The following is a 25,900-nucleotide window of genomic DNA, read 5'->3' as shown; positions in this document are numbered from 1 at the left end:
GTCTGCACTTCCCCCAGAAATGTTAAACTATAAATATTCTACTTCTGTTATCGTACGTTCTAATTCTGGGTACGTATCTATCACTTTCAAAACTTCTTGCATCATTTGTTCAGCATGAATTTTATTATTGGAAATCGTTACAATTCCTAATTTTGTTCGTTGCCATAAGTCATGGTAAGCAAGTTCTGTAACAGATACATTAAAATCCTTACGAAGTTTAGCAATTAAGCGTTTTATGACAGAACGTTTTTGTTTTAATGACCGTCCTTCATAAAATTTACACTCTACTTCAGCATAAATAATCATGTTCTTTCAATTTCCACCATTATAAATGCTTCAATAATGTCGCCTTCTTTTATATCATTGAAGTTTTTAATTGTAATACCACATTCATAGTTTTGGGCTACTTCTTTTGCGTCATCTTTAAAACGTTTTAATGCATCAATTTCACCCTCAAATTGAACAACGCCGTTTCGAATCAAGCGAACATTTGAATCACGGGTGATTTTACCATCAGTGACATAACTGCCTGCAATCGTTCCAATTCTAGAAACTTTGAAGATTTCCCGTACTTCTGCCTGCCCGATAATTTTTTCTTCATACTCAGGATCAAGCATTCCCTTCATAGCTGCTTCTATTTCCTCAATTGCTTTGTAGATAACACGATGCAGACGCATATCAACTTTTTCCGATTCCGCAGCTTTTTTTGCATTGGCTGCCGGACGAACATTGAAGCCAATAATAATTGCATTTGAAGCAGACGCTAAGATAACATCTGATTCAGTAATTGCACCAACGCCTGTATGAATGATTTTTATATTAACGCCCTCTACTTCAATTTTTTGTAAGGATGAAGCTAAAGCTTCTGCAGAACCTTGAACGTCAGCTTTAATAATAATGTTAATATCTTTCATTTCACCTTGTTTTATTTGTTCAAACAAGTCATCTAAGCTCACTTTTGTCTGTTCACTACGATTTTCTTGAATATATTTTTGCTGGCGTGCTTCACCAATTTGTCGAGCTTTTTTATCATCTTCAAATACTAAAAATTGATCTCCTGCTTGAGGCACATCATTTAATCCCGTAATTTCAACTGGAGTAGATGGTCCTGCCTCATCGACCCGCTTACCAAGGTCGTTAAGCATTGCACGGACACGGCCAAAAGTATTTCCAACCACAAGTGCATCGCCTACTCGAAGCGTGCCATTTTGTACTAATAAACTTGCTACAGAGCCCCGGCCTTTATCAAGTTGAGCATCAATTACTGTACCAAAAGCACTTTTATCAGGATTTGCTTTTAATTCTTCTACTTCGGAAACAAGTAAAATCATTTCTAATAAATCATCAATACCTTCCCGTTTCATAGCAGAAAGGTTAACAAAAATTGTATTTCCGCCCCAATCTTCTGGTACAAGTTCATATTCTGTTAATTCTTGCATAACCCTATCAGGGTTTGCAGTCTCTTTATCCATTTTATTAACTGCAACGATGATTGGTACTTCTGCGGCTTTTGCATGATTAATTGCTTCAACAGTTTGCGGCATAACTCCATCATCAGCAGCTACAACCAAAATAGCAATATCAGTTATTTGTGCACCTCTTGAGCGCATACTTGTAAATGCAGCATGGCCGGGTGTGTCTAAAAATGTTACTTTTCTTTCATCGCTTTCAACTTGATAAGCCCCAATGTGCTGTGTAATTCCTCCTGCTTCTACTTCAGTAACCTTTGTGTGACGAATGGCATCAAGCAACGTTGTTTTTCCATGGTCAACATGCCCCATAATGGTAACAACTGCTGGACGTTCTATAAGTTCTTCTTCTTTATCCTCTGTTTTGTATTTTTCTAAATCAGTATCCTCTAATACGATTTCTTTTTTAACTTCTACTCCGAATTCATCACATATTAATTCTATTGCATCATCATCAAGATCTTGATTCTTCGTTGCCATAACGCCTAAAAACATTAACTTTTTAATAATTTCAGATGTATCTTTATTCAGTTTTTCTGCTAAGTCGCTTACACTTAATGTTCCACTATACACAATTTCTTTTGGTGTTGCTTTTACTTCAGGTGGCTGATCAGCATTTTTTTTATTGTTTTTCCCTTTTTTACCTTTTTGCTGTTTTTTATGCTGTTTTTTATTGTTTTTAGGCTTTAGTTCCCCTTGTGCTTTTCTTTTATTTTTATTATTACCTTTATTCGGCTGCTGATTAGAATCTTTATTTTGTTCATTCTTAGAAGAAGATTGTGGCTTAGTCTGTTCTTGTTTTTTAGTATTGCTAGATTGTTTATGATTAAATTTTTCATCTAACTTTGATTTTGTATCGATCGAGATTGTTGACATGTGATTTGATACTTCGATATTTAATTCCTTTAAACTTTGGATTACAGCTTTACTTGTTAAGTTATTTTGTTTTGCATATTCATATACACGCATTTTACTCATACGTCCACCCCCGAATTTATTTACCCGAGTAACGTTGTAATCTTAGCGGCAAATCCTGCATCTAAAATAGCAATAGCTACTCTTTGTGATTTTCCAACAGCATGAGATAACGTTTCTCTATCATCTGCTATTAAAAATGGTACTTTATATGAATGACATTTATCCGTTATTTTTTTATATGTTTGTGGCCCTATATCATTTGCTAAAAGGACTAGCTTTGCTTGTTTTTGTTGAATATCTTTCACAATTGCATCTTCACCTAAAGTACATTTTCTTGCACGATAGGCTAACCCGACTATATTCAGATAGTTATTTTTCATTTTGTTTACCATCTGCAAGTACTTTTAATTCTTCATAAATAGATGCATCAATCTGGGCATCTAACTGTTTACTTAAAATATCCATTTGTTGTGCTTTATCAATTACTTTAGGATCAATAGTTAAATAAGCCCCACGCCCATTTTTCTTTCCGGTGGGGTCTACATAAACTTCTCCTTCTTTATTTCGTACAATACGAATTAATTCTTTCTTCGGTTTCATTTCATTTGTGACGATACATTTTCTTTGAGGTACCTTTTTTTTTCGTGCCATATGAAACCCCCCGTTATTCAAATAGATCCTCTACATCATTTGCAACTGCATCATTTGAAACCTCTTCTTCTGTAACCTTTTCTTTTTCCGCAATAAGACCTTGCTCTAATGCTTCTGATTCGCTTTTTATATCTATTTTCCAACCTGTTAATTTGGCGGCAAGTCTAGCATTTTGTCCTCGTTTACCTATTGCCAAAGATAATTGATAATCAGGTACAACAACGGTTGTTGCCTTTTCTTCCTCATCAACTAATACTTCGACTACCTTTGAAGGACTTAATGCATTGGACACATACACTACTGGATCCTCTGACCACTCTACAATATCAATTTTTTCACCTTTTAGTTCATTAACAATTGCTTCAACACGCTGTCCTTTTTGTCCTACACATGAACCAACTGGATCAATTTCTGGATCAGGTGCATAAACAGAGATCTTGGATCGGTCGCCAGCTTCCCTCGTAATTGACTTAACTTCTACAATACCATCATAAATTTCCGGAACTTCCATTTCAAATAATCGTTTCAATAGTCCCGGATGTGATCTTGATATATAAATTTGTGGACCTTTGCTAGTATTTTCCACTTTCGTAACAAGAACTTTTAGACGGTCATGAATATGATATTCTTCATTGGGCATTTGTTCGGCCTCGGCTAATTTCGCTTCAATTTTACCGAGATTAACATAAACAAAGCGGGAATCTTTGCGTTGAATAATTCCAGTCATTACATCTTCTTCACGATCAGCATACTCATTAAAAATAACTCCCCGTTCTGCCTCTCTCACACGCTGGGTTACAACTTGCTTTGCTGCTTGAGCAGCGATTCTTCCGAAATTTTTCGGAGTAACTTCAACCTCAATGATATCATCAATTTCATAATTCGGATTTAATCTTTTCGCTTCATCCAAGGAGATTTCTTCTTGTGAATTTGTTACTTCTTCAACAATGGTTTTTCTTGAGTATACACGCATCGTACCCGCTTCCTCATCAAGATCAACTCGAACATTTGTAGCAGATTTAAAATTTTTCTTATAAGCAGAAATCAAAGCTGCTTCCAGTGCTTCTAACAAGATTTCTTTATTAATCCCTTTTTCTTTTTCTAAATAATCTATTGCCTCAAACAATTGACTGCTCACAGTAATTTCCCCCTTTAAAATGCTACAGCTAATCTTGCTTTAGCAATCTTTTCATACGGTATTTCAACTTGCTTTTTTTTTGCTTTATCTTTATATTCGATTGTAGCTAAGTTATTTGAAAATTCCTTCAATAAACCTTCATATTCTTTCTCACCATTGATTGGTGCATATAGTTTCACATGAATGTTTTTATTTATATTCATTGCAAGGTCTTCCTTCGTTTTTAATGGACGTTCTGCACCAGGAGATGATACTTCTAAAAAATAAGCATCTTTTACAGGATCCTTTTCATCTAATTTTTCACCTAATAATTCTGATACAGCTCCACATTCCGCAATATCAATACCACCTTCTTTATCAATAAAAACGCGCAAAAACCAGTCTTTTCCTTCTTTTACATATTCAATATCCACTAACTCAAGATTATGTTCCTTTAGTATAGGCTGCACCAACTCTTCAGTAATTTCGACTACTTTCGAAGACAACTGTTATCCTCCTTTATTTAATTGTTTAGTATCTATTATGTACATCAAAGTAAATTTTCATATAAGTATTTTTTAATTATAAAACCCTTGCCGTAATTCGTGGCAAGGGGTGACTCAAAGCTTCCTATCAAGAAAGAGTGGGGTCCGCCCACTCTTATAAATCCGTTTCATTACTTACCAATAAAACTATATCATAAGAAAAGGGCAGATGCAAGACGGACGGTTTGAAAGTTTACAGCTATCTGAAATTGATAAGTAATCAAATAAGATATAAGCAAAGGCTGATCAAAATAGAGACAGCTGGTTCTTTTCTGCCATTCCTTCTAAACATCCATGTTTATCTAAAAACGCAAGAACTGTTTTCGAAATTTTACTTCGCTCTCGCAAATCTTCTTTCGATAAAAATTCTCCATCCTCTCTAACCTTCACAATGTTGATTGCTGCATTTGTTCCTAAACCATCAACAGCGTTAAATGGTGGAATCAGTGTATTTCCCTCCACAATGAATTCTGTAGCCTTTGACTTATACAAATCCACACGCTGAAAAGAAAAACCGCGTTCACACATTTCTAATGCAACCTCTAATACGGTTAGCAAACTTTTCTCTTTGGGAGGTGCGTCATTCCCTTTTGCTATGATATTTTCAATTCGCTGTCTAATAGCATCTGAACCTTTCACCATTGTATCTAATTCAAAATCACCAGCTCTGATAGAAAAATAAGCCGCATAAAAAAGAATCGGATGGTGAACCTTGAAGTATGCAATACGAACGGCCATTAAAACGTATGCCGCAGCATGGGCTTTTGGGAACATATATTTTATCTTTTTGCATGATTCGATATACCAATCTGGAACATCATGCTTCTTCATTTCAACAATCCATTCATCTTGCAGTCCTCTTCCTTTACGCACAAATTCCATAATCTTGAACGCTAAGGAGGAATCTAATCCTTTTTGCATAAGATAGACCATAATATCATCACGTACACCAATAACATCTGGCAGTTCACAGATACCATCATTAATTAATTCCTGTGCATTTCCCAGCCACACATCCGTACCATGTGATAGACCAGAAATGATGACTAGCTCTGCAAATGTATTCGGTTTTGTATCTTCAAGCATTTGCCGTACAAATCGTGTACCAAATTCAGGTACACCTAACGTTCCTGTTTTACAATTAATTTGTTCTGGCGTAACGCCAAGCGATTCAGTGCTGGAAAATATTTTCATTACTTCTGGATCATCCGTTGGTATTGTTTTCGGATCAATACCGCTTAAATCTTGAAGCATACGAATTACCGTAGGATCATCATGCCCAAGGATATCTAACTTTAATAAATTATTATCAATGGAATGGAAATCAAAATGGGTTGTTCTCCACTCGCTCTTGCGATCATCAGCTGGGTATTGTATCGGTGTAAAATCATAAATTTCCTTATTTTCCGGAACAACGATGATTCCACCTGGATGCTGTCCAGTCGTCCGTTTAACCCCTGTGCATCCTTGTACTAATCGATCAACTTCAGCATTTTTATAAACAAGTTGTTTATCTGAAGCATACCCTTTCACATATCCATAAGCCGTTTTTTCAGCAATCGTGCCTATTGTTCCTGCACGGTACACATAGTCTTCACCAAACAATTCTTTTGTATAATGATGTGCTCTTGGCTGGTATTCGCCAGAAAAATTAAGGTCAATATCCGGGACCTTATCCCCTTTAAACCCTAAAAATGTTTCAAATGGAATATTTTGACCATCTTTTGTTAAAGCATGGTTACAATTTGGACAATTTTTATCAGGTAAATCAAAACCGCTACCTACCGAGCCATCTGTAAAAAACTCATTATAATGACAGTGTGAACAAACATAATGAGCCGGTAAAGGATTGACTTCCGTTATTTCCGTCAGTGTAGCTACTAAAGAAGATCCGACAGACCCCCTAGAACCTACTAGGTAACCATCATCTAAAGATTTTTTTACCAATTTATGCGAAATCAAATAAATCACGGCAAACCCATGGCCAATAATACTTGATAATTCCTTTTCCAAACGCTGTGTAACAATTTCCGGCACTTCTTCCCCGTAAATTGCTTTTGCATTTCCATAGCAAAGATCACGGATTTCTTGATCAGCACCTTCGATATTCGGTGTATATAGATCTTCTTTTACAGGCGATACCTCATCAATTAGCGTTTCTATATGGTGTGTATTTTTTACAACGATCTCCTCTGCTAACGCTTCACCCAAAAATTTAAAGCATTCCAGCATTTCATTTGTCGTATAAAATGGTGTATCAGGAAGTGTTTGCCTATTTAACGGATTTCCTTTCTGGGATGCAATTAATATTCTCCGATATAATTTTTCATGAGAATTTATATAATGTGTATTCCCGGTTGCTACAACAGTTTTATTCAATCGTTTGCCCATTGCTACTATTTTAGTAATTATATCTAAAATTTGAGCTTCGTTTTGTACAAGATCTTTTTCAACTAAATGAATATAATTAGCTGGAGGGTGTACTTCGATATAATCATAGAATTCAGCTACTTTTTCTGCCTCTTCAGCTGATTTTTGCATCATTGTTTCAAATACTTCCCCTTTATCACATGCAGAACCAACAAGAATGCCACTGCGTAATTTTTGCAATAAAGACCGTGGGATTCGTGGTTCACGGTAAAAGTAATTAATATGAGAATAAGAAACAAGTTTATAAAGGTTTTTTAAACCTTCCTGATTTTTAGCAAGTAAAATGCAATGATGAGGGCGTGAGCGCTGGTATGCATTTCCTTCACCTATATGTTTATTTAATTGATTATGATTTGTTATTTCTTTTTCTAGCAGTCGCTGGACTAACTTCCACAATAAATAACCTGTAGCCTCGGCATCATATATAGCACGGTGATGCTGTGTTAATTCAATATCAAGATGTTTACACAACGTATTCAACCTGTGATTTTTTAATTCTGGAATTAAAAACCTAGCTAATTCTAATGTATCAATTACAGGATTTTCTATTTTTTCATAATTTATTTTTTTAAATCCCTGATTTAGAAAGCCAATATCAAAGCTCGCATTATGAGCAACTAATATACTTTCTCCCATCCATGCATGAAAATCTTTTAATACTTCATCAACCTCTGGCGCATCTCTAACCATATCATCTGTAATTCCTGTCAATTCTGTTGTCGTTTCTGATAATGGATGATGTGGGTTAGCAAATGACTCAAAACGATCTATCACCTCTCCTTGGTGTATTTTAACACCAGCAAGTTCAATAATCGTATCGTAAACAGCAGAGAGTCCTGTTGTTTCCACGTCAAAAACGACATATGTGCCTGTATTTAAGTCAATATCATGTTCATTATAAGCAATTGGCACACCATCATCGACCAAATTCGCTTCTACCCCATAAATTACCTTTATGTTATTTTTTTCACTTGCATTGTGTGCTTCAGGAAAACCTTGTACTGCAGCATGATCTGTAATTGCTATTGCTTTATGCCCCCATTGAGCTGCTTGTTCAATAAGGCGGGTCGGTGAAACAACTGCGTCTAATTGGCTCATTGTTGTATGAGCGTGTAACTCTATTCTTTTACTATCTTCGGATACAGTATCTTGCCGTTGTTCCACCTTTACTTCATGAATATCATTAGCCATCATTGCTAATTCATTCGTGTACATATCCGTTTGGATACTTCCTCTAGCCTTGATCCACATCCCTTTTTTAACAAGTTCAAAATCGGCCGCATCCTCATCGCCTTTTGAAAACATTTTAATTTGCAGTGAATCTGTATAATCAGTCGCTTTTACAATTAATAAACTTCTGCCTGAGCGTAACTTTCGTATATCAACATCAAAAACATACCCTTGCACAGTCACACGACGTTCTTCATCTTGAATTTCTTCCATTTGAAAAGGTTCATCATTAATTTTATATCCAAGCATAAGATTTTTCGTTTTACTGTCATTTTTAGCCTTTTCTTGATCACGCTTTTCTTTTTCTTGAACTGTTTTTAACACTAATTGCTGGTCTTCTAATGCGGTTTTTTCTCTAAATTTCTGAATATCAATCTCCTCTGTTTTCACCGTAATATCCAGCAAATAATTAGAAGCCCCAATTTTTTTACAAAAAGCACGAAATGGTTTTTCCAATCGTTTTTTTAAGGCTGCACTTTCTGCTTCATTTCTCGCTGTTAACATAATGTTATTATTATTAACTTTCGGGATCTGATTTTGAACTAAATCTTTGTAGGCCGGAGATAAATTGGATATTGATTGAATAAAACATTGCCAATAATCACTTATCGTTTGTTCATCGCAAGATTTGTCTTCCGTATATAATGACAAGTCCACTGTTGCAATTTGCTGAAATGTTTCTTGAAGTTTTAAAATAATTATTTGATAAACATGGGCTGGTAGTATTTGCTTTATATGAATATGAAAATGCCATGTTTTGGTTTCCTTATATACCTCAAGCTTTATAAGTTCACTGGATTTGAAGTGTTTTTCTACCAACTCTTCAGATACTTGCAGCTGTTTTAACAACAAATTCATTTTTTCTTTTTTTGTTATATCCATTTATTTTCCTCCTGTTACAGCTTACAAATAAGTATAAAATAAAAGAGCATTTTTTTGTATTTATTACTCTAACCATCATTAATTATAAAACCCTTGTCTTTATAACGACAAGGGTTCCTTCTAGTTTTCCTTTATAAAAATAGCCGTTGTATATCGTTCCATGTGACAACGAGCATTAAAAGCATTAATAAGGCAAACCCGATAAAATGGACAATACCTTCTTTTTGTGGATCGATCGGTTTACCCCGAACCGCTTCTAATCCAACAAACAGCAGTCGTCCTCCATCTAATGCTGGCAAAGGAACTAAATTAACGATTCCTAAATTAATGCTTAACATTGCTGTCCACATTAAGAAATTCATAAATCCGGTTTGAACAACTTGGTCTGTAGCATCATAAATCCCTACTGGACCTGATAACATATCAAGAGAGTACTGGCCAGTGATCAGCATACCGAGATTTGTTAATATTAATTTTGTTGTTTCATATGTTTGTTCAAAACCGTACTTAAATGTTTTAAAAAATGACTTTTCAAAGGCTTGATAAACGCCAATTTGGCCAATTTCCATATCTTCAATTTCATTTAGTCTTGGTGTTACGGTCGTTGTTATCGCTTCGCCATTGCGTTCTAACGTCATATCCAACTCTTCTTCGGGACTTTCTCTTACAATCGTAGTAAATTCTTCCCAAGTGGAAATGGAATTACCTTCTATTTCAATAATTTCGTCACCATCTTGAAAGCCTGCTTCCTCTGCTGGACTTCCTGATTGTACCTCACCAAGTTTTGCATTTTCAACAGGAACCCCCTGAATGAGTCCTAATATAATAAAGATAACAATCGCTAGCAGAAAATTCATCATTGGACCTGCAAATAATTGCATCGCCCTTTTTCCTACACTTTTTGATGCAAACTGTCGATCATAAGGAGCAATTTGAGTCTCCATTTCATCCATTACAAAAAAGGCCTTCTCATCCACTTTAAAACTCAACTTTTCATCATATTCATCAATTTCGTAACCTTCAATAACTAATTGATGGTCTAGATCTACGTGTTCTACTTCTATTACTCGCGCATTTGGATGTTTGGATTTATTATTTACTATTATTTTCTTCACTTTGCCTTCGTCATTAAATTCAAGCCCAATATGATGTCCAGGTTTTAATTCAACAATTTCAGGGTCTTCCCCTGCAACACGCACATATCCTCCAATAGGCAACAGGCGGATTGTATATACAGTCTCATTTTTCGTAAAAGAAAATATTTTCGGACCAAAGCCGATAGCAAATTCTCGTGCCAGCATTCCCGCACGTTTTGCAAATATCAAATGGCCGAACTCATGAATAAACACAAGTAGCCCAAACATAAATACAAATGCAATAACTGTGTTCAAAAGAAGCACCTTCCTTTATTCAGTGTAGGAAAAATTTTCTTCTCATCTGCTATTTATCTATACATTTTCGATTGATAAATATATGTACCATTCCTTTATTTTAACTCTATTATTTAGTTTCATTCAAGAATATCTCCTTTTTAGCTTACAAAATGGATGAAATGTATCAAAGGTAAAACAAATAATAAACTGTCCAACCGATCTAAAATACCACCATGTCCAGGTAATATTTTACCTGAATCTTTCACATCGTAGTGACGTTTAAATGCGGATTCGACTAAATCGCCTATTTGTCCAAAAACAGAAATAAACACTGTAACTCCAAGAATAATGATCATAGAGAAGTCAAATGGATAAATTAAATGAAATATAACACCAACAATGCATGCACTGATGACGCCGCCAATAGCACCTTCAATTGTTTTATTCGGACTAATAATTGGCCATAGTTTTCTTTTTCCAAATGCACGACCAAAAAAATATGCACCTGTATCTGTCGCCCAAATAATGAATAATACAAAGAATATATAATTTAAACCTGCAGCACGTGTTTCAATTAAATAGTTAAATCCTATACCAACATATATAGCTGCGAGCAGCATAAAACCGGCATCATCAAAAGTAAATGTATTTTTTGCAAGTACCGTATACCCTAATAATAGCACAACAATTAAGACGATAGCTTCTATTATTGTAAACCATACTCCGGGTATAGCACCGCTAGGCATCTGTAATAAAATAATCCATACAAGAGCTGTCGCTAAAATAAATGGAATAACGTGGCCAGATAGCTTTCGCATTTGTATTAGCTCAACTAAAGCTAGCGTAGACAAAAAATAAACAAATAATGTAAATGGCCATTCTCCATATATAACTAAGGGTAAAAACACAATAAGAGCCAAGATTGCTGTTTGAATTCGCTGTTTCATCTATAATTTCAACACCTTATATGCCTCCATATCTTCGTTTGCGTTGCTGATAATCATGGAGAGCTTTTTCAAATATTTCTTTATTAAAATCCGGCCATAGTACTTCAGTAAACCAAAATTCAGAATAAGCAAGCTGCCATAATAAAAAATTACTTAAACGTTGCTCGCCACTCGTCCGAATTAATAAATCCGGATCTGTTAAACCATCCGTGTATAAGTACCGGGAAACAGTTTCTTCATCTAATGTTTCAGCTGTAATATCTGATGTATTTATATCGGACATAATATGCTTTATTGCACGTACTATTTCAAACCTACTCCCATAGTTTAAAGCAAAGTTTAATAATAATCCATTATTATTTTTCGTTTTCTCCTTCGCATAGTTTATAGCTTCTTTTGTATGGGTTGGTAATGCATTAAATTCACCAATTGTTTCGATTCTCACATTATTCTCAATCATCTCTGGTAAATAGATATGTAAAAATTCTTTTGGAAGCTTCATCAGAAAGTCAACTTCTGATTTAGGTCTCTTCCAGTTCTCTGTAGAAAATGCATATAGGGTAAGAATTTTAATTCCAAGAGTAGATGCAGCTACCACAATTTCTTTCACAACATCCATACCCTCTTTGTGACCAGCTATTCTTGGGAGTCCTCGTTTTTTTGCCCAGCGTCCATTCCCGTCCATTATAATAGCGACATGGTTTGGTATATTATCAAATTGAGATTCTTCTATTTTTACCTGTTTTTTTTTAAAAAATGGAAGTTTCATTTTGTCCTCCGAATATGTTGATTATCCTTATATACGATTCTCTTCACTTACTATTTTTATGATTGTAGTAAAATTATATAACTGCTTTTTCTGTTTAGGATAAATCATTAAAATCATTTATACTCATAAGAAATAAAAGCCCCCTTAAACAAGAGGGCTGTTCATTCCTATTTTACACTTTTAGTATTCATAAATTCAACATAAAAAGTATAAAAAAAATTTTCATTCGAATTACACTTCCATGATTTCATTTTCTTTCGTTTTAGCCAGATCATCAATTTCGCCAACGAAATAGTCTGTTTCCTTTTGTACTATATCTTGTGAATTGCGTAATTCATCTTCAGTGAGTTCACTATCTTTTTCCATCTTCTTCAGCTGATCATTTGCTTCACGACGCTGGTTACGTACTTGTACACGTGCTTCTTCTGCGTATTTACCTACTACTTTTACTAACTCTTTTCTTCTTTCTTCCGTTAGTGCTGGTATATTGATACGAATGACATTTCCATCACTTGAAGGAGCCAATCCAAGATCAGCTTTTTGAATAGCTTTTTCAATATTATTTATTGCGGATTTATCAAAGGGTGTGATAACGAGTAATCTTGCTTCCGGAGCCGAAACCGTAGCTAATTGATTCAATGGTGTTGCTGCTCCATAATATTCAACAACGACACTGTCTAAAATATTTGGGTTTGCTCGGCCAGCTCTTACAGTAGCTAAATTTCGGGAATACGCCTGCACTGCATCCTTCATATTATCACGCATTTGTTTTATAATTGAATCTGACATTTTTTATTTCCCCCTAATAGTTGTTCCAATTAATTCACCTTGCACGACTCTTTTTATATTACCTTTCTCAGTAATTGAAAACACAACCAATGGAATGTCGTTGTCCATACACAATGAAGAGGCAGTTGAATCCATAACCCCAAGTCCTTCGTTTAACATATCCATATAGGAAAGACTACTATATTTTTGTGCATTCTTATTAATCTTTGGATCCTCCGTATATACACCATCAACGTTATTTTTCGCCATCAAGATTACTTCTGCTTCAATCTCTGCAGCTCTTAATGCAGCAGTTGTATCTGTTGAAAAATATGGATTCCCTGTGCCTGCAGCAAAAATGACTACACGTTTCTTTTCCAGGTGTCGGATTGCTTTCCTCCTTATATATGGTTCAGCGACTTGACGCATTTCTATTGAAGTCTGGACACGGGACGGGATACCCATTGTTTCCAAGCTATCCTGAAGTGCAAGTGAATTCATGACCGTTGCCAGCATACCCATATAATCAGCGGTTGCACGGTCCATACCCATTTCACTTCCAACTTTACCGCGCCAAATATTCCCCCCGCCTACTACAATGGCTATTTCTACTCCTAGTTTAGCTACTTCTTTGACTTGGGACGCTATCGATTGAATAATTGCTGGCTCGATACCATATCCCTGTTCACCACTCAAAGCTTCTCCGCTTAATTTTAATACGATTCTACGGTATTGCGCTGCTGTCATAATAACCTCCATAAAAACTTTATCTTGTTTTTTGAAAATGACAATTTTAAAAACAGAGATTTCTATAATGGTTTAGAAATAGGGAACAATACGTTCCCTATTTATGGCATTATTTTTTCATCTGGTTCATAACTTCTTCTGCAAAGTTATCTTCACGTTTTTCCATTCCTTCTCCAACTTCATAACGCGCAAATGATTTTACTGTAGCTCCTTTATCTGCAACAAACTTCTTCACCTTCATATCAGGATCTTTAACAAAGTTTTGTTCTAACAAACAAATTTCCTCGAAGAATTTACCTAAACGTCCTTCAACCATTTTTTCTACTATGTTTTCTGGTTTACCTTCATTTAGGGCTTGTGTTTTCAATACTTCACGCTCACGATCAACCTCTTCTGATGGTACATCATCACGTGAGATATAGCGTGGATTTACTGCTGCCGTATGCATTGCAACATCTTTTGCAACATTTTCATCTGTAGTTCCTTCAAGCATTGTAAGTACACCGATACGTCCGCCCATATGCAGATATGCACCAAAAGCATCATTGTCTGTTTTATTTAATAAAGTGAAGCGACGTAGAGAAATTTTTTCTCCAATTGTAGCAACAACTGATTTAATATATGTTTCAAGCGTATCTCCTTCACCATGTAACGGTTGTTGTAGAGCTTCTTCAACATCGTTAGGCTTTTGTTTAACAATATGCTTGCCAAGTTCAGCTAATAGTTTTTTGAATTGGTCGTTTTTTGTAACAAAATCTGTTTCACAATTCACCTCTAACAGAACCGCAGTGTTATTATCTATTTCAACATATGTGGCTCCTTCTGCCGCTATACGATCAGCCTTTTTTCCAGCTTTTGCAATTCCTTTCTCACGCAAGAAATCAATTGCTTTGTCAATATTCCCATCCGTTTCCTGTAAAGCTTTTTTACAGTCCATCATTCCTGCACCTGTTTTTTCACGTAATTCTTTAACCATTTTCGCAGTAATAGCCATTATACATCCTCCTAATTAAATAAAATGCTTCCTTTATCGTAATGTTCCTTTAAAAAAGGTGATAAAAGGCTTATCCCCCTTATCACCTGTTTCTGTAAATCTACTCTTTACTTGCTTCTACTTTCTCACCAGATTCTTCTTGGGTAGCTTCTTCTGTTTCTTCTTTTTCTACCTCTTCTACTTCTTCCCCTTGTTTCACTTCTAAAATAGCATCGGCCATCTTTGAAGTCATTAATTTAACTGCACGGATTGCATCATCGTTTGCGGGGATAACATAATCGATCTCATCAGGGTCACAGTTTGTATCAACCATCGCGATGATCGGAATGTTTAATTTATGTGCTTCAGCGATCGCAATTCGTTCTTTACGTGGATCGATAACAAATAAAGCATCTGGTAGCTTATTCATCTCTTTAATTCCACCTAAGAACTTCACTAAACGATCTTTTTCTTTTAATAAATTAACTACTTCTTTTTTCGGTAGCACATCAAATGTGCCATCTTCTTCCATACGTTCAATATCTTTAAGGCGATTAATACGTTTACGGATTGTTTGGAAGTTTGTTAACGTACCACCCAACCAACGTTGATTAACATAAAACATACCTGAACGTGTAGCTTCGTCACGGACAGAATCCTGCGCCTGTTTCTTTGTACCTACGAACAGAACCGTACCGCCATTTGCTGCAATTTCTTTTACATACTTGTATGCTTCGTCAACCTTTTTAACTGTTTTTTGCAAGTCGATGATATAAATACCATTACGCTCAGTAAAGATGTATTTTTTCATCTTTGGATTCCAGCGGCGAGTTTGATGTCCGAAATGTACACCAGCTTCTAATAATTGCTTCATTGAAATTACTGACATATACTTTTCCTCCTAAATGGTTTTTTACCTCCGTTTAGATCCTTTTTATACTACGACCATTTCCATGGCACCACAAATATAAATCACTAAACGTGTGTTGTTAATGCTCATATGATAACGAACATTGCGTTTACACCATAAATAAATATATCATATGCGTTAAGACCTAGCAAGTATATCTGTTATTTTTTTTATGTAACTTTATCATCAGGGCTACTTCTGTTTTTCCACAATTCAATTCCCTAGCTATATCTTCTATTGTAGAGCCTTGGTGGTAGCGATGAAGGACTTGAACTTTTAAGGATGGCTCATAGCTATCAAGTTTATTATCACATAATACTTCTTTCGGTTTGGTAGCATTTTGATTCTGTATAGCTATATTATCTGAAGAAGCGGGAGGGGCGCCCTCACTTTTTGGTGTATGTGCATTTAATGCTTGTTGTAAACGTCTATTTTCATCTTTAATTTCATTTAGATACGTTTCAAATAGAGCAAAAATATCACCTGTGCTCACCTGTTTTTTCATTTGTATTTGCTTGGATAGTTGATAAATCGCAATCAAAGCCATTAAATGTAACATGAAGCTTACTATAAGTAAGAGTATTGTCATATAATCCCTTCTATTTATTATATTTCCTTTAGTATTTTTCTCAGTTTGAATATTGCTTTTTTATGAATTTGGGAGATTCTCGAAGTTGTTAAACCTAATACTTGACCGATTTCTGTAAATGTTAATTCGTCATGATAAAAAAGGCTTATTATCATTTGTTCATTTTTGTTTAATTCTTTCACTCCTGCTATTAATTCCTTTATCTTTTCATTTTTTACGAGACGTTCATCGGGTGAAACTGAGATATTATCTGGAATTGAATAACCAATTCCCTCAGCGGTGGAACCCTTTGGGGTTTCATCAATGGACAAAACATTAGCAAATAGAGAAGCGTTTATAAGTTTTTCAACCTCCTGAGAAGTGATTCCTAACTGTTTTGCAATTTCCTCTGAAGTAGGCTCCCTTTGATATTTTTGTTCTAACTTTTCCGAAGCATTTTCAATCTTTTTGGTTTTTTCTCTGAGCGATCTAGGTAGCCAATCCTCTTTGCGTAGTCCATCTATAATTGCTCCACGAATACGAAATGAAGCATACGTATCAAATTTCAAATTACGTTTGGTTTCAAATTTATTTAAAGCATCGTACAGTCCCATTAAACCGAAACTTTTCAAATCATCTTTATTAATTTTATTGGGTAAATGCGTGGCTATTCGCTCCACATGAAAGCTGACTAAATACATATAGTGTTGAATTAATTCATTCGCTGCGTTATTATCCTCTTTATCCATCCAATTCTTCCATAACTTTTTCATTAGAGGAGAGTTGTTTGTTTTCATCCATGCTCCTCCTTATCTGTTCTATATAAATACTTCCCCTTTATTCACTGTCCGTATTTTCAATTTTCCTGTGGATGGATCAAATTCAATCGTTCTTCCGCTGCTTCCACCTACATCCATTGAAACTATAGGAATTTGAAGCGTTTTTAACTTCACCTTTACCGCTTCAACATTTCGGGGGCCTATCCGCATAAAATCAGAACCCTTGGAGAAATAAAACATTTGCGCTCCACCAGCTAGCTTTGCTTGTAATGTATATTTCCTTGCTCCATTTATACATAACAGCGAAATTAATATATCTATTGCTGTATCTGCATATTTGTACTCATTACGTTTTTTTTGTTTGTTTTGATTGGAATCAGGAAGCATGATATGCGCTAAGCCAGCTATTTGTTTTGATAAATCATATATCACAACGCCAACACATGAACCTAAGCCGGATGTTCGAATGATATTTGGAGCTTTAGCAAAATTTAAATCTGCTATACCCACTTTAACTATGCCTTGCGAATTATTCATCATTTTTTATTCCTAGTGAAGAAAATAGTTTTTGGATTGCCTCTACTTCTGGTAATAAAAATAAGTATCCAGTAATGCCATTATTTGTACCGTCTTCATTTATTTTTGTATCAATAGTAATCGCATAATCAGCAACTTGTGATAGTTCAAGTAAACCAATCGTTACGATTGACCCAGCCATATCTATACTTAGATAAGGAATAGAAGGCTTCATGTTGGTATTTGTAAAATCCGATAAAGCGGTTAGATATGATCCGACCAAAATATTTCCTAATTCTTGCAAAACTGATATTGCTAGTTCATTCGGCGATTTCGTATTTAAAAAATCTATTTCAATATCTGAAACCATTTGACTTACTAAGTGCTCCGCTTCCTCAATTGAAAAAATAAAATACATTGTCCCAGAAATCTCCCCATGAATACGAAAAAGAATAGCAACAATTACATTTTCATGTCCCCCTATCATATCCATCATTTCATCAAAAGTAATGATTTTAACTGAAGGCACTTGCATATTGATTTTTTTGTTCATTATTTTAGCCATAGATGTTATAGCATTTCCTGCCCCGATATTACCTATTTCCTGTAAGGCATCCTTTTGTATACTAGATAGATTAGTAACTTGCATTTTATTATCCTTCCGCCATTTTTAACTCATCCATCTCATCATGTGTTAGTATCTTTTGTAAATAAAGTAAAATAAGTAGTCGACTTTCCAAATTTACAACTCCTTCAATATAATCAACTCCGATAGCACCTACCACTTCTGGTGTTGGCTCAATTGCATCTTCGGGTATATCAATCACATCATTGGCACTATCTACGATCAGCCCTACTTCCACATCATCCATGTAGACAATAATAATTCGAGTTGCTTCATTATTAATTGCTGGTTCTATACCAAAACGAACCCGTAAATCAATAATTGGAATCACTACACCTTTAAGGTTAATAACGCCTTTTATAAAGTCTGCTACTCGCGGGATCCTGGTAATTGGTTGCATTCGTTCGATCGAACCAACTTGATCAATGGAAATAGCATACTCTTCATCTTTTAATTGAAAGACAATAATTTTTCTTTTCGTACTGTTTTTTTCCATAAGAAACTCTCCCTCGTTGAATTGGCTAAATCATTTTTAACTAGCTATTTTGTGGTCATAGAAATACTTACCTTTCAAACTGCATGCGCCTGCTACTCGATCATTCATACGGATAACCATCTAAAATTAACCCACTAATTTCTTCAGGCGCAGGATGAATAATATCCTCTGGCACTTCCTGTCCATTGGTCAAATAAGCAATCTCGATATTATAATTTAAAACCATGTTTAATATGCTCCCATATTGCTTTGTTTCATCGAGTTTAGTAAAGATGGCCCTATTAATAGGAAAATCATTAAACCGTTCTTTTAGTTCCGTTATATCTTTAGCTTTTGAGGTTAGAGATAAAACAAGGAAAGTTTCTACATGACTATCAAAATCAATCATGTTTTTTAGTTCACTGATATATTTATCGTCCCGGAAATTACGACCAGCTGTATCGACAAGGATAATATCATAGTTTTCAAATTTTTTAATTGCTTTTCGATAGTCTTCTGCTGTATAGGCCACCTCAAGTGGAATATCTAATATTCGTGCGTACGTTTTTAGTTGATCTACCGCTGCTATACGATACGTATCAGTGGTGATAAAAGCAACCTTCTTATGGGATTTTAGTACATCTTTTGCTGCTATTTTAGCTATTGTTGTCGTTTTCCCTACTCCTGTAGGTCCAACAAAATGAATAATTTTACTTTCTTCAGTTACGTCTTGAAAAGAACAAGCACATAATCTTTTTTCGATTTCTTTTTTAATGCTGTGCATAATCAGATTAGCAGATAAATTCTCTTTTCCCTCTTCTTGTTGTTCAATTGCTGAATCCAGGAGATCTTCTGAAAGATCAGCATCTATTTCTTGATCTAATAAATATTGATATATTAATTGATAATTCGATAAAAACCTACTATTATTTCGTGCTGTATCTTGCACAATTAAGTTTCTAAGCTGCTTCACCTCCATTAACACATCCTGATTTGTGTGCGTACTGGCTGTTTTGGTTTCCCCAGATACGGAGGGGGTTTTCAATATTTTCTTCCTTGTTGTAGGTAAAGGATCAGGGTCAAGGGCAGCAATAACTTCTATTTTATTTTTCTTGAACAATCCCAAAATGCTTCTTCGTTTTACCTCCCTGGAATTTAATATAATCGCTCTGGATCCTAGTTCTTTACGAATTGTATTCATTATTTGTGGCATGCTTGGCCCTACATACTTTTTTACTTTCATGCTACATTCACCACTCCCACGCTTTGAACATGAACATCTGGCTCTAATTCATTATAGGATAATACCACAACCTGAGGTAAAAAGCGGTCTAGCAACTGTTTTAAATACATTCTAATAGCTGGGGAACACAATATAACAGATATTTCTTCTTGAATTGTTAGCTTTTCTACCTCAGCATGGATGTTTTTGATAATTGCCTCCTGTGTATCCGGATCTAACGATAAATAATTCCCATGTTCCGATTGCTGTACATTTTCAGCAATCATTTTTTCGATTTTTCCTGATACAGTAATAACCTTTAAAGACATTTTTTCATTGGCATATTGTTTTGTTATTTGGGAAGACAAGGACTGCCGAACGTATTCAGCAAGTAATTCGGTATCGTTTGTTAACTTCGAGAAGTCGGCTAGTGTTTCAAAGATAATCGGTAAATTACGTATGGATATATTCTCCTTCAGTAATTTTGAAAGCACTTTTTGAATTTCACCAATTGATAACGGCTCCGGTGTAACTTCTTCTGTTAAAATTGGATAGCTTTCTCTTAAATGGTCAATCAGTTGTTTTGTTTCCTCACGTCCGAGTAATATATGAGCGTGCTGCTTAATTGCCTCGGTAATATGTGTAGATACAACAGACGGGGGATCAACAACTGTATATCCAGACAATTCAGCTTCATCCTTATTATTTTCACTAATCCATTTTGCCGGCAACCCAAATGCTGGTTCCTTTGTATCAATCCCATCTAAATCATCATTATCTATATCTGGTGCCATTGCTAAAAAATGATCCAACAAAAGTTCTCCAGAAGTAATTTCATTTCCTTTTATTCTCAATCGGTATTCGTTCGGATTTAATTGGATATTATCCCTTATTCGAACAACGGGGATAACAACTCCTAATTCGATTGCTAATTGACGGCGAATCATAACGATCCTCTCAAGTAAATCTCCTCCCTGATTTGCATCTACTATTGGGATGAGTCCATAACCAAATTCGAATTCAATTGGGTCCATGTTTAATAAATTAACTACATTTTCTGGAGTATTCATAGCTGAACCTTCGGCTTCTACCTCATCTTCATCATTCATTTCTTCTTTCTCTTGTGTCTGTTTTAATAATAGATATCCACTAAGTGCAAGTAGGCTTGATAGAATCGTAGTCAAAAAAAAGTTGATCGGTGTTAATCCAAGTAAAAAAATAGTTCCTGCTGCAATAAATAATAGTTTAGGGAATTGTAATAACTGACCAGTTACATCACTGCCTAAATTACCATTCGTAGATACTCTAGTAACAACAATTCCGGTTGCAGTAGAGATTAATAATGCGGGAATCTGACTAACCAGTCCATCTCCTATCGTTAGTCGCATATATATATCAATCGCCTCTTGAAATGTGAAATCCATTTGGACGATACCGATAAGAAGACCAAAGATAATATTGATAAGGACAATCACTATTCCTGCAATTGCGTCACCTTTTACAAATTTACTAGCTCCATCCATTGCTCCATAAAAGTCTGCCTCGTTTTCTATCTTTTCGCGCCTTTCCTTCGCTTGCTGTTCTGAAATTAGACCAGCGTTTAAATCTGCATCCACACTCATTTGTTTTCCCGGCATTGCATCAAGCGTGAAACGTGCCCCAACCTCAGAAACACGTTCTGATCCTTTTGTAATTACAATAAATTGAATAATGACAAGAATAATAAATACAACAAAACCGACTAGCGGGCTGTTTCCAATAACAAATGTTCCAAATGTTTCTACCACCCCTCCTGCATCTGCTTCTGATAGGATCGATCTCGTTGTTGAGACATTAAGCCCTAAACGAAATAATGTTAAAAGCAATAAAAGAGAAGGAAATATAGAAAATTGCAAGGCTTCTTGCGTATTCATCGAAACTAATATAACAATAAGTGCAAGGGATATATTGCACAAAATTAATATACTTAATAACCATCCAGGTAAGGGAATAACTAGCATAATAATAATTAATATAACACCTAAAAGTACAGAAAGATCGCGTGCCTTCATCATTTTTCTCCTTATTGCATAACTTTAAAATTATGTAACACCTTTCTCGTTGTCTGCTAAGCGATAAACATAAGCTAGCACCTCAGCGATAGCTTGATAAAAATGTTCAGGTATTACATCACCAATATCAATTACAGGATATAGGGATCTTGCAAGCCGCTTATTTTCAACTGTGACTACATCATTTTCTTTTGCGATTTCTTTTATTTTTAATGCTGTGTAGTCCACTCCTTTCGCTAGGATATAAGGGGCGTTTGCTTTTTTTTCATCATATTTTATTGCAATTGCATAATGTGTTGGATTTGTAATTACTACATCTGCTTTTGGAACCTCACTCATCATCCGCTGCATTGCTATCTGTCTTTGTTTTTCTTTCATTTTTGACTTTATCAGAGGGTCTCCCTCCATGTTTTTATGCTCATCTTTTATGTCTTGCTTAGACATTTTCATATTTTTCTCGAAGTCATATCGTTGATAAGCATAATCAAATACAGCTAAAAATAATAATGCTATCGTGGCCATAATCCCCATGTTGATAGTGACATTGCCAAAAAATGTCAAAGCATTGTCAATATCTTTAAAAGATAACATCAGTATGTCATCCTTATAAAACCAGATGGACATAAAAGTAATTGTTCCTATAAATGCTATTTTTAATAGTGATTTTAGCAATTCTACGACAGCACGCAGCGAAAATATCTTTTTTGCACCTTGAATTGGGCTAATTCTCTTTAAGTCGACTTTCACTGACTCTGCTGTAAACAAAAAACCAATTTGAATCATGTTAGCCGCCACCCCTGCGACTGCTACCACTACCATAATCGGAATAATCATTTGTGCCGCTACTAATGTTACCTCTATAAATAACTGGTGTACTGCGTTTTCTGTGATCTCCCAATGAATATACTCTGTGAAGGAATGTTCATATAATCTTATCATTTTGCTTTTCATAAAATTTCCAAAGAAAATTAACGTTGTAAATGAAAATAATAAAATAATCGCCGTATTTATGTCCTGACTTTTTGCAACTTTTCCTTTTTTTCGTTCATCTTGTCTTTTTTTCGGAGTAGCTTTTTCTGTTTTTTCACCTGCGAAAAACTGCAAATCTAATTTTAACTGCAAGCTAAGCACCTCCAAATAGTTTCATCAATCCTTGCATCGTATCAAACATTGTTTCAAATAAACTTTTTGCTAATACGATATACAGACTAAGAAAAAATAAAATAACTACAAAACTCACGAATATTTTTAATGGTAAACCTACAACAAATACATTTAGTTGCGGAACCGCCCTGGCGATTATTCCAAGCGCCACATCCACTAAAAACAAGCAACCGACAATTGGTATTGCCATTTGAAATGCGATAAGAAAAGCTTTATTAAAAATAGTAATGATAAATTCAGCAATGTTACCATCTTTAAATGGAATAAAAGCATCTGCCGGAATGAATTGGTAACTATAATAGATTCCATCTATTAATAAATAATGCCCATTGACCGATAAAAGAAATAAGAGTGCGATAATGTAGAAATATTGACCTGTTAATGGGCTCTGTACACCCGTCTGGGGATCAATTACATTAGCAATTACAAAACCCATTTGAAAATCAATGAATCCACCTGCGATTTGGACTGCTGAAAGGATCATAGAAGCAGTTAATCCTATTAAAACCCCGACAAAAACCTCTTTCATAAGCAATAAGAAATATAATTCATCTACCTGTATTCCCGCTGCATTGATAGCAGGGAACATTACTATAGCCAGAAAAAAACTAAAGCCAATTTTAAAGGGCATAGGAATCGTACGATATGAAAATAGTGGTAATGTAACAAAAAAGGAAGTAATACGTATAAATAAAAGCAGGAAAACAGGAATATTAGCTAAGTTAGTCATATTGAGTAACATCGTTTTAACCTACAAATCGATTTAAGTTTTGGAATACTTCTGCCGTAAATTCAACCATTTTTGTTAACATCCAAGGTCCAAAGAAAACCAAACCAACTAAAACAGCTACAATTTTCGGAATAAAGGCAAGGGTCTGTTCTTGGATTTGTGTTGTTGCTTGAATAATACTTACAATCAGACCTACGACAAGTGCTAAAATAAGCAATGGCCCCGAAATTAGTAAAATCGTATAAATCCCTTTTTCCGCTAACGTTAAGACAAATTCACTACTCAAGCACATACACCTTCCCTTGTTCAAAGAGCAACTTCATTTATTGGAACCCATCTAATAATGAGTGTGTTATTAAATACCAGCCATCAACTAAAACAAATAGTAAAATTTTAAATGGCAATGAGATCATAACTGGTGGCAGCATCATCATCCCCATTGACATCAAAACACTTGCCACTGCCATATCAATAATTAAAAAAGGTATAAAAATCATAAAACCCATTTGAAAAGCGGTTTTTAATTCACTGATAGCAAAAGCTGGCACTAGAGTCGTAATTGGAATATCCTGAATACTCTGAGGTTCGTCCATCTTCCGGTAGTTCATAAATAATGCCAAATCTTTTTGCCTAGTATGTTTTGCCATGAATTCTTTCATTGGGACACTCGCTTTATCGTATGCTTCATCTAGTGTGATATCCTCACTAAAAAGCGGTTGTAATGCATCGTCATAAACTTTTCCAAAAACAGGGGACATAATAAAAAACGTTAAAAATAAAGCTATCCCAATCAAAACTTGATTAGGTGGCATTTGTTGTGTCGCAAGTGATGTACGCACAAAAGATAGAACGATAATAATTCGTGTAAAACTAGTCATTAAAATTAAAATGCCAGGTGCGAGCGATAACACCGTAAACAATAATAATAATTTTACTGACGTGGAAACAGATGAAGGATCAGAATTAGAAAACATATCTACGAACTCATTCATACTTATCTTCCTCTTGAGTTTTGTTTCTTATAAATTGATCTTTGGTTTGTTTAAGTTTAGAAAGTTCCGTAGAAAATAGCTTTTTAAACTCTTTTTCTGATTGTTTTTCTTTATTCGTGTCTTTATTTAATGTTGGAAATATGGACAAAAGCCAAGACGATGTTTGTAGATCCGTTCGTTCTTCTTTCCGAATCAAATCCTTTTTTACTTCTTCATCTGTAATTTCATGCAGCATTTCAACGTTATCACCAACCCCGATTAAATATAATTTTGTTCCAATACGTACGATTTGAACTGATTTATTTTGGCCTACAGAAACACCACCAAGGTTTTCAAGAGACTTTACTTGTTGAAATAATTTATTTCTTTTATTTAAAAACTTAACGAACAGATAAATTAGTGCCAAAACTAAAAATAAAGCAAGTACCATTTTTAACAAATCAATGATGATTGTTCCGGTACTTCTTTCTTTAAATCCAGTTCCCTCTTGTTCCATTTCTGAATTATTTAAGCTTTCTTTTTCCTCTTCTGAACAATTAGCGTGATTTTCCAAACAATCAGCCACATTGGATTCTTTTGCTGCAGCATATTCAGAAAAGTTAATCAAAAAGAAGATACTTAAAAATAAGGTGCTTAAACAAACTTTTTTCATTAATACCCACTCGATTCTTAACCTAAGGCTTTTTGTATAGCTTCCAGGACACGATCAACCTGAAAAGGTTTCACAATAAAATCTTTAGCACCCGCTTGAATGGCATCAATAACCATTGCCTGTTGGCCCATCGCTGAACACATAAGTACTTTTGCATTTGGATTAATTTCTTTAATTTGTTTTAAAGCGGCTATCCCGTCCATTTCTGGCATGGTAATATCCATTGTCACAAGATCGGGCATAAGTTCCTTATATTTCTCAACTGCTTGTAAACCATCCTGCGCTTCTCCTGCAATAGTAAAACCATTTTTTACGAGTATGTCTTTGATCATCATCCTCATAAATGCTGCATCATCTACAATCAAAATACTTTTTCCCATTCTATCTTTCCCCTGCT

Annotated in this window: 27 protein-coding genes; all 27 read right to left on the bottom strand. The window is 35.0% G+C overall.

Annotation, left to right across the window (positions count from 1 at the left end; all coding sequences use genetic code 11):
* Positions 1 to 27 precede the first annotated feature (27 nt).
* Complete coding sequence (locus tag J2Z81_RS00830; protein WP_226370522.1) at positions 28 to 306, bottom strand: DUF503 domain-containing protein; 279 nt, start codon at positions 304 to 306, stop codon at positions 28 to 30.
* Positions 303 to 2,447 carry a translation initiation factor IF-2 gene (gene infB / locus J2Z81_RS00825; RefSeq protein WP_226370521.1) on the bottom strand — a complete coding sequence of 715 codons (2,145 nt, stop codon included), beginning with the start codon at positions 2,445 to 2,447 and terminating at the stop codon, positions 303 to 305. Before infB ends, J2Z81_RS00830 begins: the two co-directional genes overlap by 4 nt.
* 20 nt (positions 2,448 to 2,467) lie before the next feature.
* Complete coding sequence (locus tag J2Z81_RS00820) at positions 2,468 to 2,767, bottom strand: L7Ae/L30e/S12e/Gadd45 family ribosomal protein (protein ID WP_029266540.1); 300 nt, start codon at positions 2,765 to 2,767, stop codon at positions 2,468 to 2,470.
* Positions 2,757 to 3,038 carry an RNase P modulator RnpM gene (gene rnpM, locus J2Z81_RS00815; RefSeq protein ID WP_029266539.1) on the bottom strand — a complete coding sequence of 94 codons (282 nt, stop codon included), beginning with the start codon at positions 3,036 to 3,038 and terminating at the stop codon, positions 2,757 to 2,759. The genes J2Z81_RS00820 and rnpM overlap by 11 nt, the downstream gene beginning before the upstream one ends.
* A 13-nt stretch (positions 3,039 to 3,051) precedes the next feature.
* Positions 3,052 to 4,176: a transcription termination factor NusA gene (nusA, locus tag J2Z81_RS00810; protein WP_226370520.1), complete on the bottom strand. Its 1,125-nt coding sequence runs from the start codon at positions 4,174 to 4,176 to the stop codon at positions 3,052 to 3,054.
* A gap of 14 nt (positions 4,177 to 4,190) precedes the next feature.
* Positions 4,191 to 4,661 carry a ribosome maturation factor RimP gene (gene rimP, locus J2Z81_RS00805; RefSeq protein ID WP_029266535.1) on the bottom strand — a complete coding sequence of 157 codons (471 nt, stop codon included), beginning with the start codon at positions 4,659 to 4,661 and terminating at the stop codon, positions 4,191 to 4,193.
* Positions 4,662 to 4,946: 285 nt separating this feature from the next.
* Entirely contained in the window at positions 4,947 to 9,242 is a 4,296-nt protein-coding gene (locus J2Z81_RS00800) for a PolC-type DNA polymerase III (RefSeq protein ID WP_226370519.1), read from the bottom strand.
* A 131-nt stretch (positions 9,243 to 9,373) separates the two neighbouring features.
* Positions 9,374 to 10,633, bottom strand: coding sequence for an RIP metalloprotease RseP (rseP, locus tag J2Z81_RS00795; RefSeq protein ID WP_029266529.1), 1,260 nt, complete (start codon positions 10,631 to 10,633; stop codon positions 9,374 to 9,376).
* 140 nt (positions 10,634 to 10,773) lie between these two features.
* Positions 10,774 to 11,562, bottom strand: coding sequence for a phosphatidate cytidylyltransferase (locus J2Z81_RS00790; RefSeq protein ID WP_029266528.1), 789 nt, complete (start codon positions 11,560 to 11,562; stop codon positions 10,774 to 10,776).
* A gap of 16 nt (positions 11,563 to 11,578) precedes the next feature.
* Complete coding sequence (locus J2Z81_RS00785) at positions 11,579 to 12,331, bottom strand: isoprenyl transferase (protein ID WP_226370518.1); 753 nt, start codon at positions 12,329 to 12,331, stop codon at positions 11,579 to 11,581.
* Positions 12,332 to 12,562: 231 nt separating this feature from the next.
* Complete coding sequence (gene frr / locus J2Z81_RS00780) at positions 12,563 to 13,120, bottom strand: ribosome recycling factor (RefSeq protein ID WP_226370517.1); 558 nt, start codon at positions 13,118 to 13,120, stop codon at positions 12,563 to 12,565.
* Between the two features lie 3 nt (positions 13,121 to 13,123).
* Positions 13,124 to 13,846, bottom strand: a complete 723-nt coding sequence (gene pyrH / locus J2Z81_RS00775; protein ID WP_029266523.1) for a UMP kinase — start codon at positions 13,844 to 13,846, stop codon at positions 13,124 to 13,126.
* Positions 13,847 to 13,955: 109 nt separating this feature from the next.
* Positions 13,956 to 14,840 carry a translation elongation factor Ts gene (tsf, locus tag J2Z81_RS00770; protein ID WP_226370516.1) on the bottom strand — a complete coding sequence of 295 codons (885 nt, stop codon included), beginning with the start codon at positions 14,838 to 14,840 and terminating at the stop codon, positions 13,956 to 13,958.
* A 100-nt stretch (positions 14,841 to 14,940) separates the two neighbouring features.
* Positions 14,941 to 15,708, bottom strand: coding sequence for a 30S ribosomal protein S2 (gene rpsB / locus J2Z81_RS00765; RefSeq protein WP_029266519.1), 768 nt, complete (start codon positions 15,706 to 15,708; stop codon positions 14,941 to 14,943).
* A 166-nt stretch (positions 15,709 to 15,874) separates the two neighbouring features.
* Positions 15,875 to 16,318 (bottom strand): DUF6115 domain-containing protein, encoded by a 444-nt coding sequence (locus tag J2Z81_RS00760; RefSeq protein WP_029266517.1) that lies wholly within the window; start codon positions 16,316 to 16,318, stop codon positions 15,875 to 15,877.
* Between the two features lie 17 nt (positions 16,319 to 16,335).
* The gene (locus J2Z81_RS00755) at positions 16,336 to 17,094 is read right to left on the bottom strand and encodes a FliA/WhiG family RNA polymerase sigma factor (protein WP_226370515.1); all 759 of its coding nucleotides are present in this window, start codon (positions 17,092 to 17,094) and stop codon (positions 16,336 to 16,338) included.
* A 21-nt stretch (positions 17,095 to 17,115) separates the two neighbouring features.
* The gene (locus J2Z81_RS00750) at positions 17,116 to 17,613 is read right to left on the bottom strand and encodes a chemotaxis protein CheD (RefSeq protein WP_226370514.1); all 498 of its coding nucleotides are present in this window, start codon (positions 17,611 to 17,613) and stop codon (positions 17,116 to 17,118) included.
* Entirely contained in the window at positions 17,606 to 18,241 is a 636-nt protein-coding gene (locus J2Z81_RS00745) for a chemotaxis protein CheC (protein ID WP_029269715.1), read from the bottom strand. The genes J2Z81_RS00750 and J2Z81_RS00745 overlap by 8 nt, the downstream gene beginning before the upstream one ends.
* Before the next feature lie 4 nt (positions 18,242 to 18,245).
* Positions 18,246 to 18,713, bottom strand: a complete 468-nt coding sequence (locus J2Z81_RS00740) for a chemotaxis protein CheW (RefSeq protein ID WP_029269717.1) — start codon at positions 18,711 to 18,713, stop codon at positions 18,246 to 18,248.
* 100 nt (positions 18,714 to 18,813) lie between these two features.
* On the bottom strand, positions 18,814 to 19,935 hold the full coding sequence (gene flhF, locus J2Z81_RS00735; RefSeq protein WP_226370513.1) for a flagellar biosynthesis protein FlhF: 1,122 nt from the start codon (positions 19,933 to 19,935) through the stop codon (positions 18,814 to 18,816).
* The gene (gene flhA, locus J2Z81_RS00730; RefSeq protein ID WP_226370512.1) at positions 19,932 to 21,965 is read right to left on the bottom strand and encodes a flagellar biosynthesis protein FlhA; all 2,034 of its coding nucleotides are present in this window, start codon (positions 21,963 to 21,965) and stop codon (positions 19,932 to 19,934) included. Before flhA ends, flhF begins: the two co-directional genes overlap by 4 nt.
* A gap of 30 nt (positions 21,966 to 21,995) precedes the next feature.
* Positions 21,996 to 23,087, bottom strand: coding sequence for a flagellar biosynthesis protein FlhB (gene flhB, locus J2Z81_RS00725; protein WP_226370511.1), 1,092 nt, complete (start codon positions 23,085 to 23,087; stop codon positions 21,996 to 21,998).
* Between the two features lies 1 nt (position 23,088).
* Positions 23,089 to 23,859, bottom strand: coding sequence for a flagellar biosynthetic protein FliR (gene fliR / locus J2Z81_RS00720; protein WP_029269726.1), 771 nt, complete (start codon positions 23,857 to 23,859; stop codon positions 23,089 to 23,091).
* A gap of 16 nt (positions 23,860 to 23,875) precedes the next feature.
* Positions 23,876 to 24,145, bottom strand: coding sequence for a flagellar biosynthesis protein FliQ (gene fliQ / locus J2Z81_RS00715; RefSeq protein WP_226370510.1), 270 nt, complete (start codon positions 24,143 to 24,145; stop codon positions 23,876 to 23,878).
* Positions 24,146 to 24,182: 37 nt separating this feature from the next.
* The gene (gene fliP, locus J2Z81_RS00710; protein WP_029269730.1) at positions 24,183 to 24,851 is read right to left on the bottom strand and encodes a flagellar type III secretion system pore protein FliP; all 669 of its coding nucleotides are present in this window, start codon (positions 24,849 to 24,851) and stop codon (positions 24,183 to 24,185) included.
* On the bottom strand, positions 24,844 to 25,503 hold the full coding sequence (locus J2Z81_RS00705) for a flagellar biosynthetic protein FliO (RefSeq protein WP_226370509.1): 660 nt from the start codon (positions 25,501 to 25,503) through the stop codon (positions 24,844 to 24,846). The genes fliP and J2Z81_RS00705 overlap by 8 nt, the downstream gene beginning before the upstream one ends.
* A gap of 17 nt (positions 25,504 to 25,520) precedes the next feature.
* Complete coding sequence (locus J2Z81_RS00700) at positions 25,521 to 25,883, bottom strand: response regulator (protein WP_029269734.1); 363 nt, start codon at positions 25,881 to 25,883, stop codon at positions 25,521 to 25,523.
* Between the last annotated feature and the right edge of the window lie 17 nt (positions 25,884 to 25,900).

The sequence above is a fragment of the Virgibacillus alimentarius genome, from assembly GCF_017874635.1.
GTDB classification, from domain to species: Bacteria; Bacillota; Bacilli; order Bacillales; family Amphibacillaceae; genus Virgibacillus_B; species Virgibacillus_B alimentarius.
The sequence above is the reverse complement of the archived record's forward strand: the minus strand, read 5'-3'. Positions and strand labels throughout refer to the sequence as shown.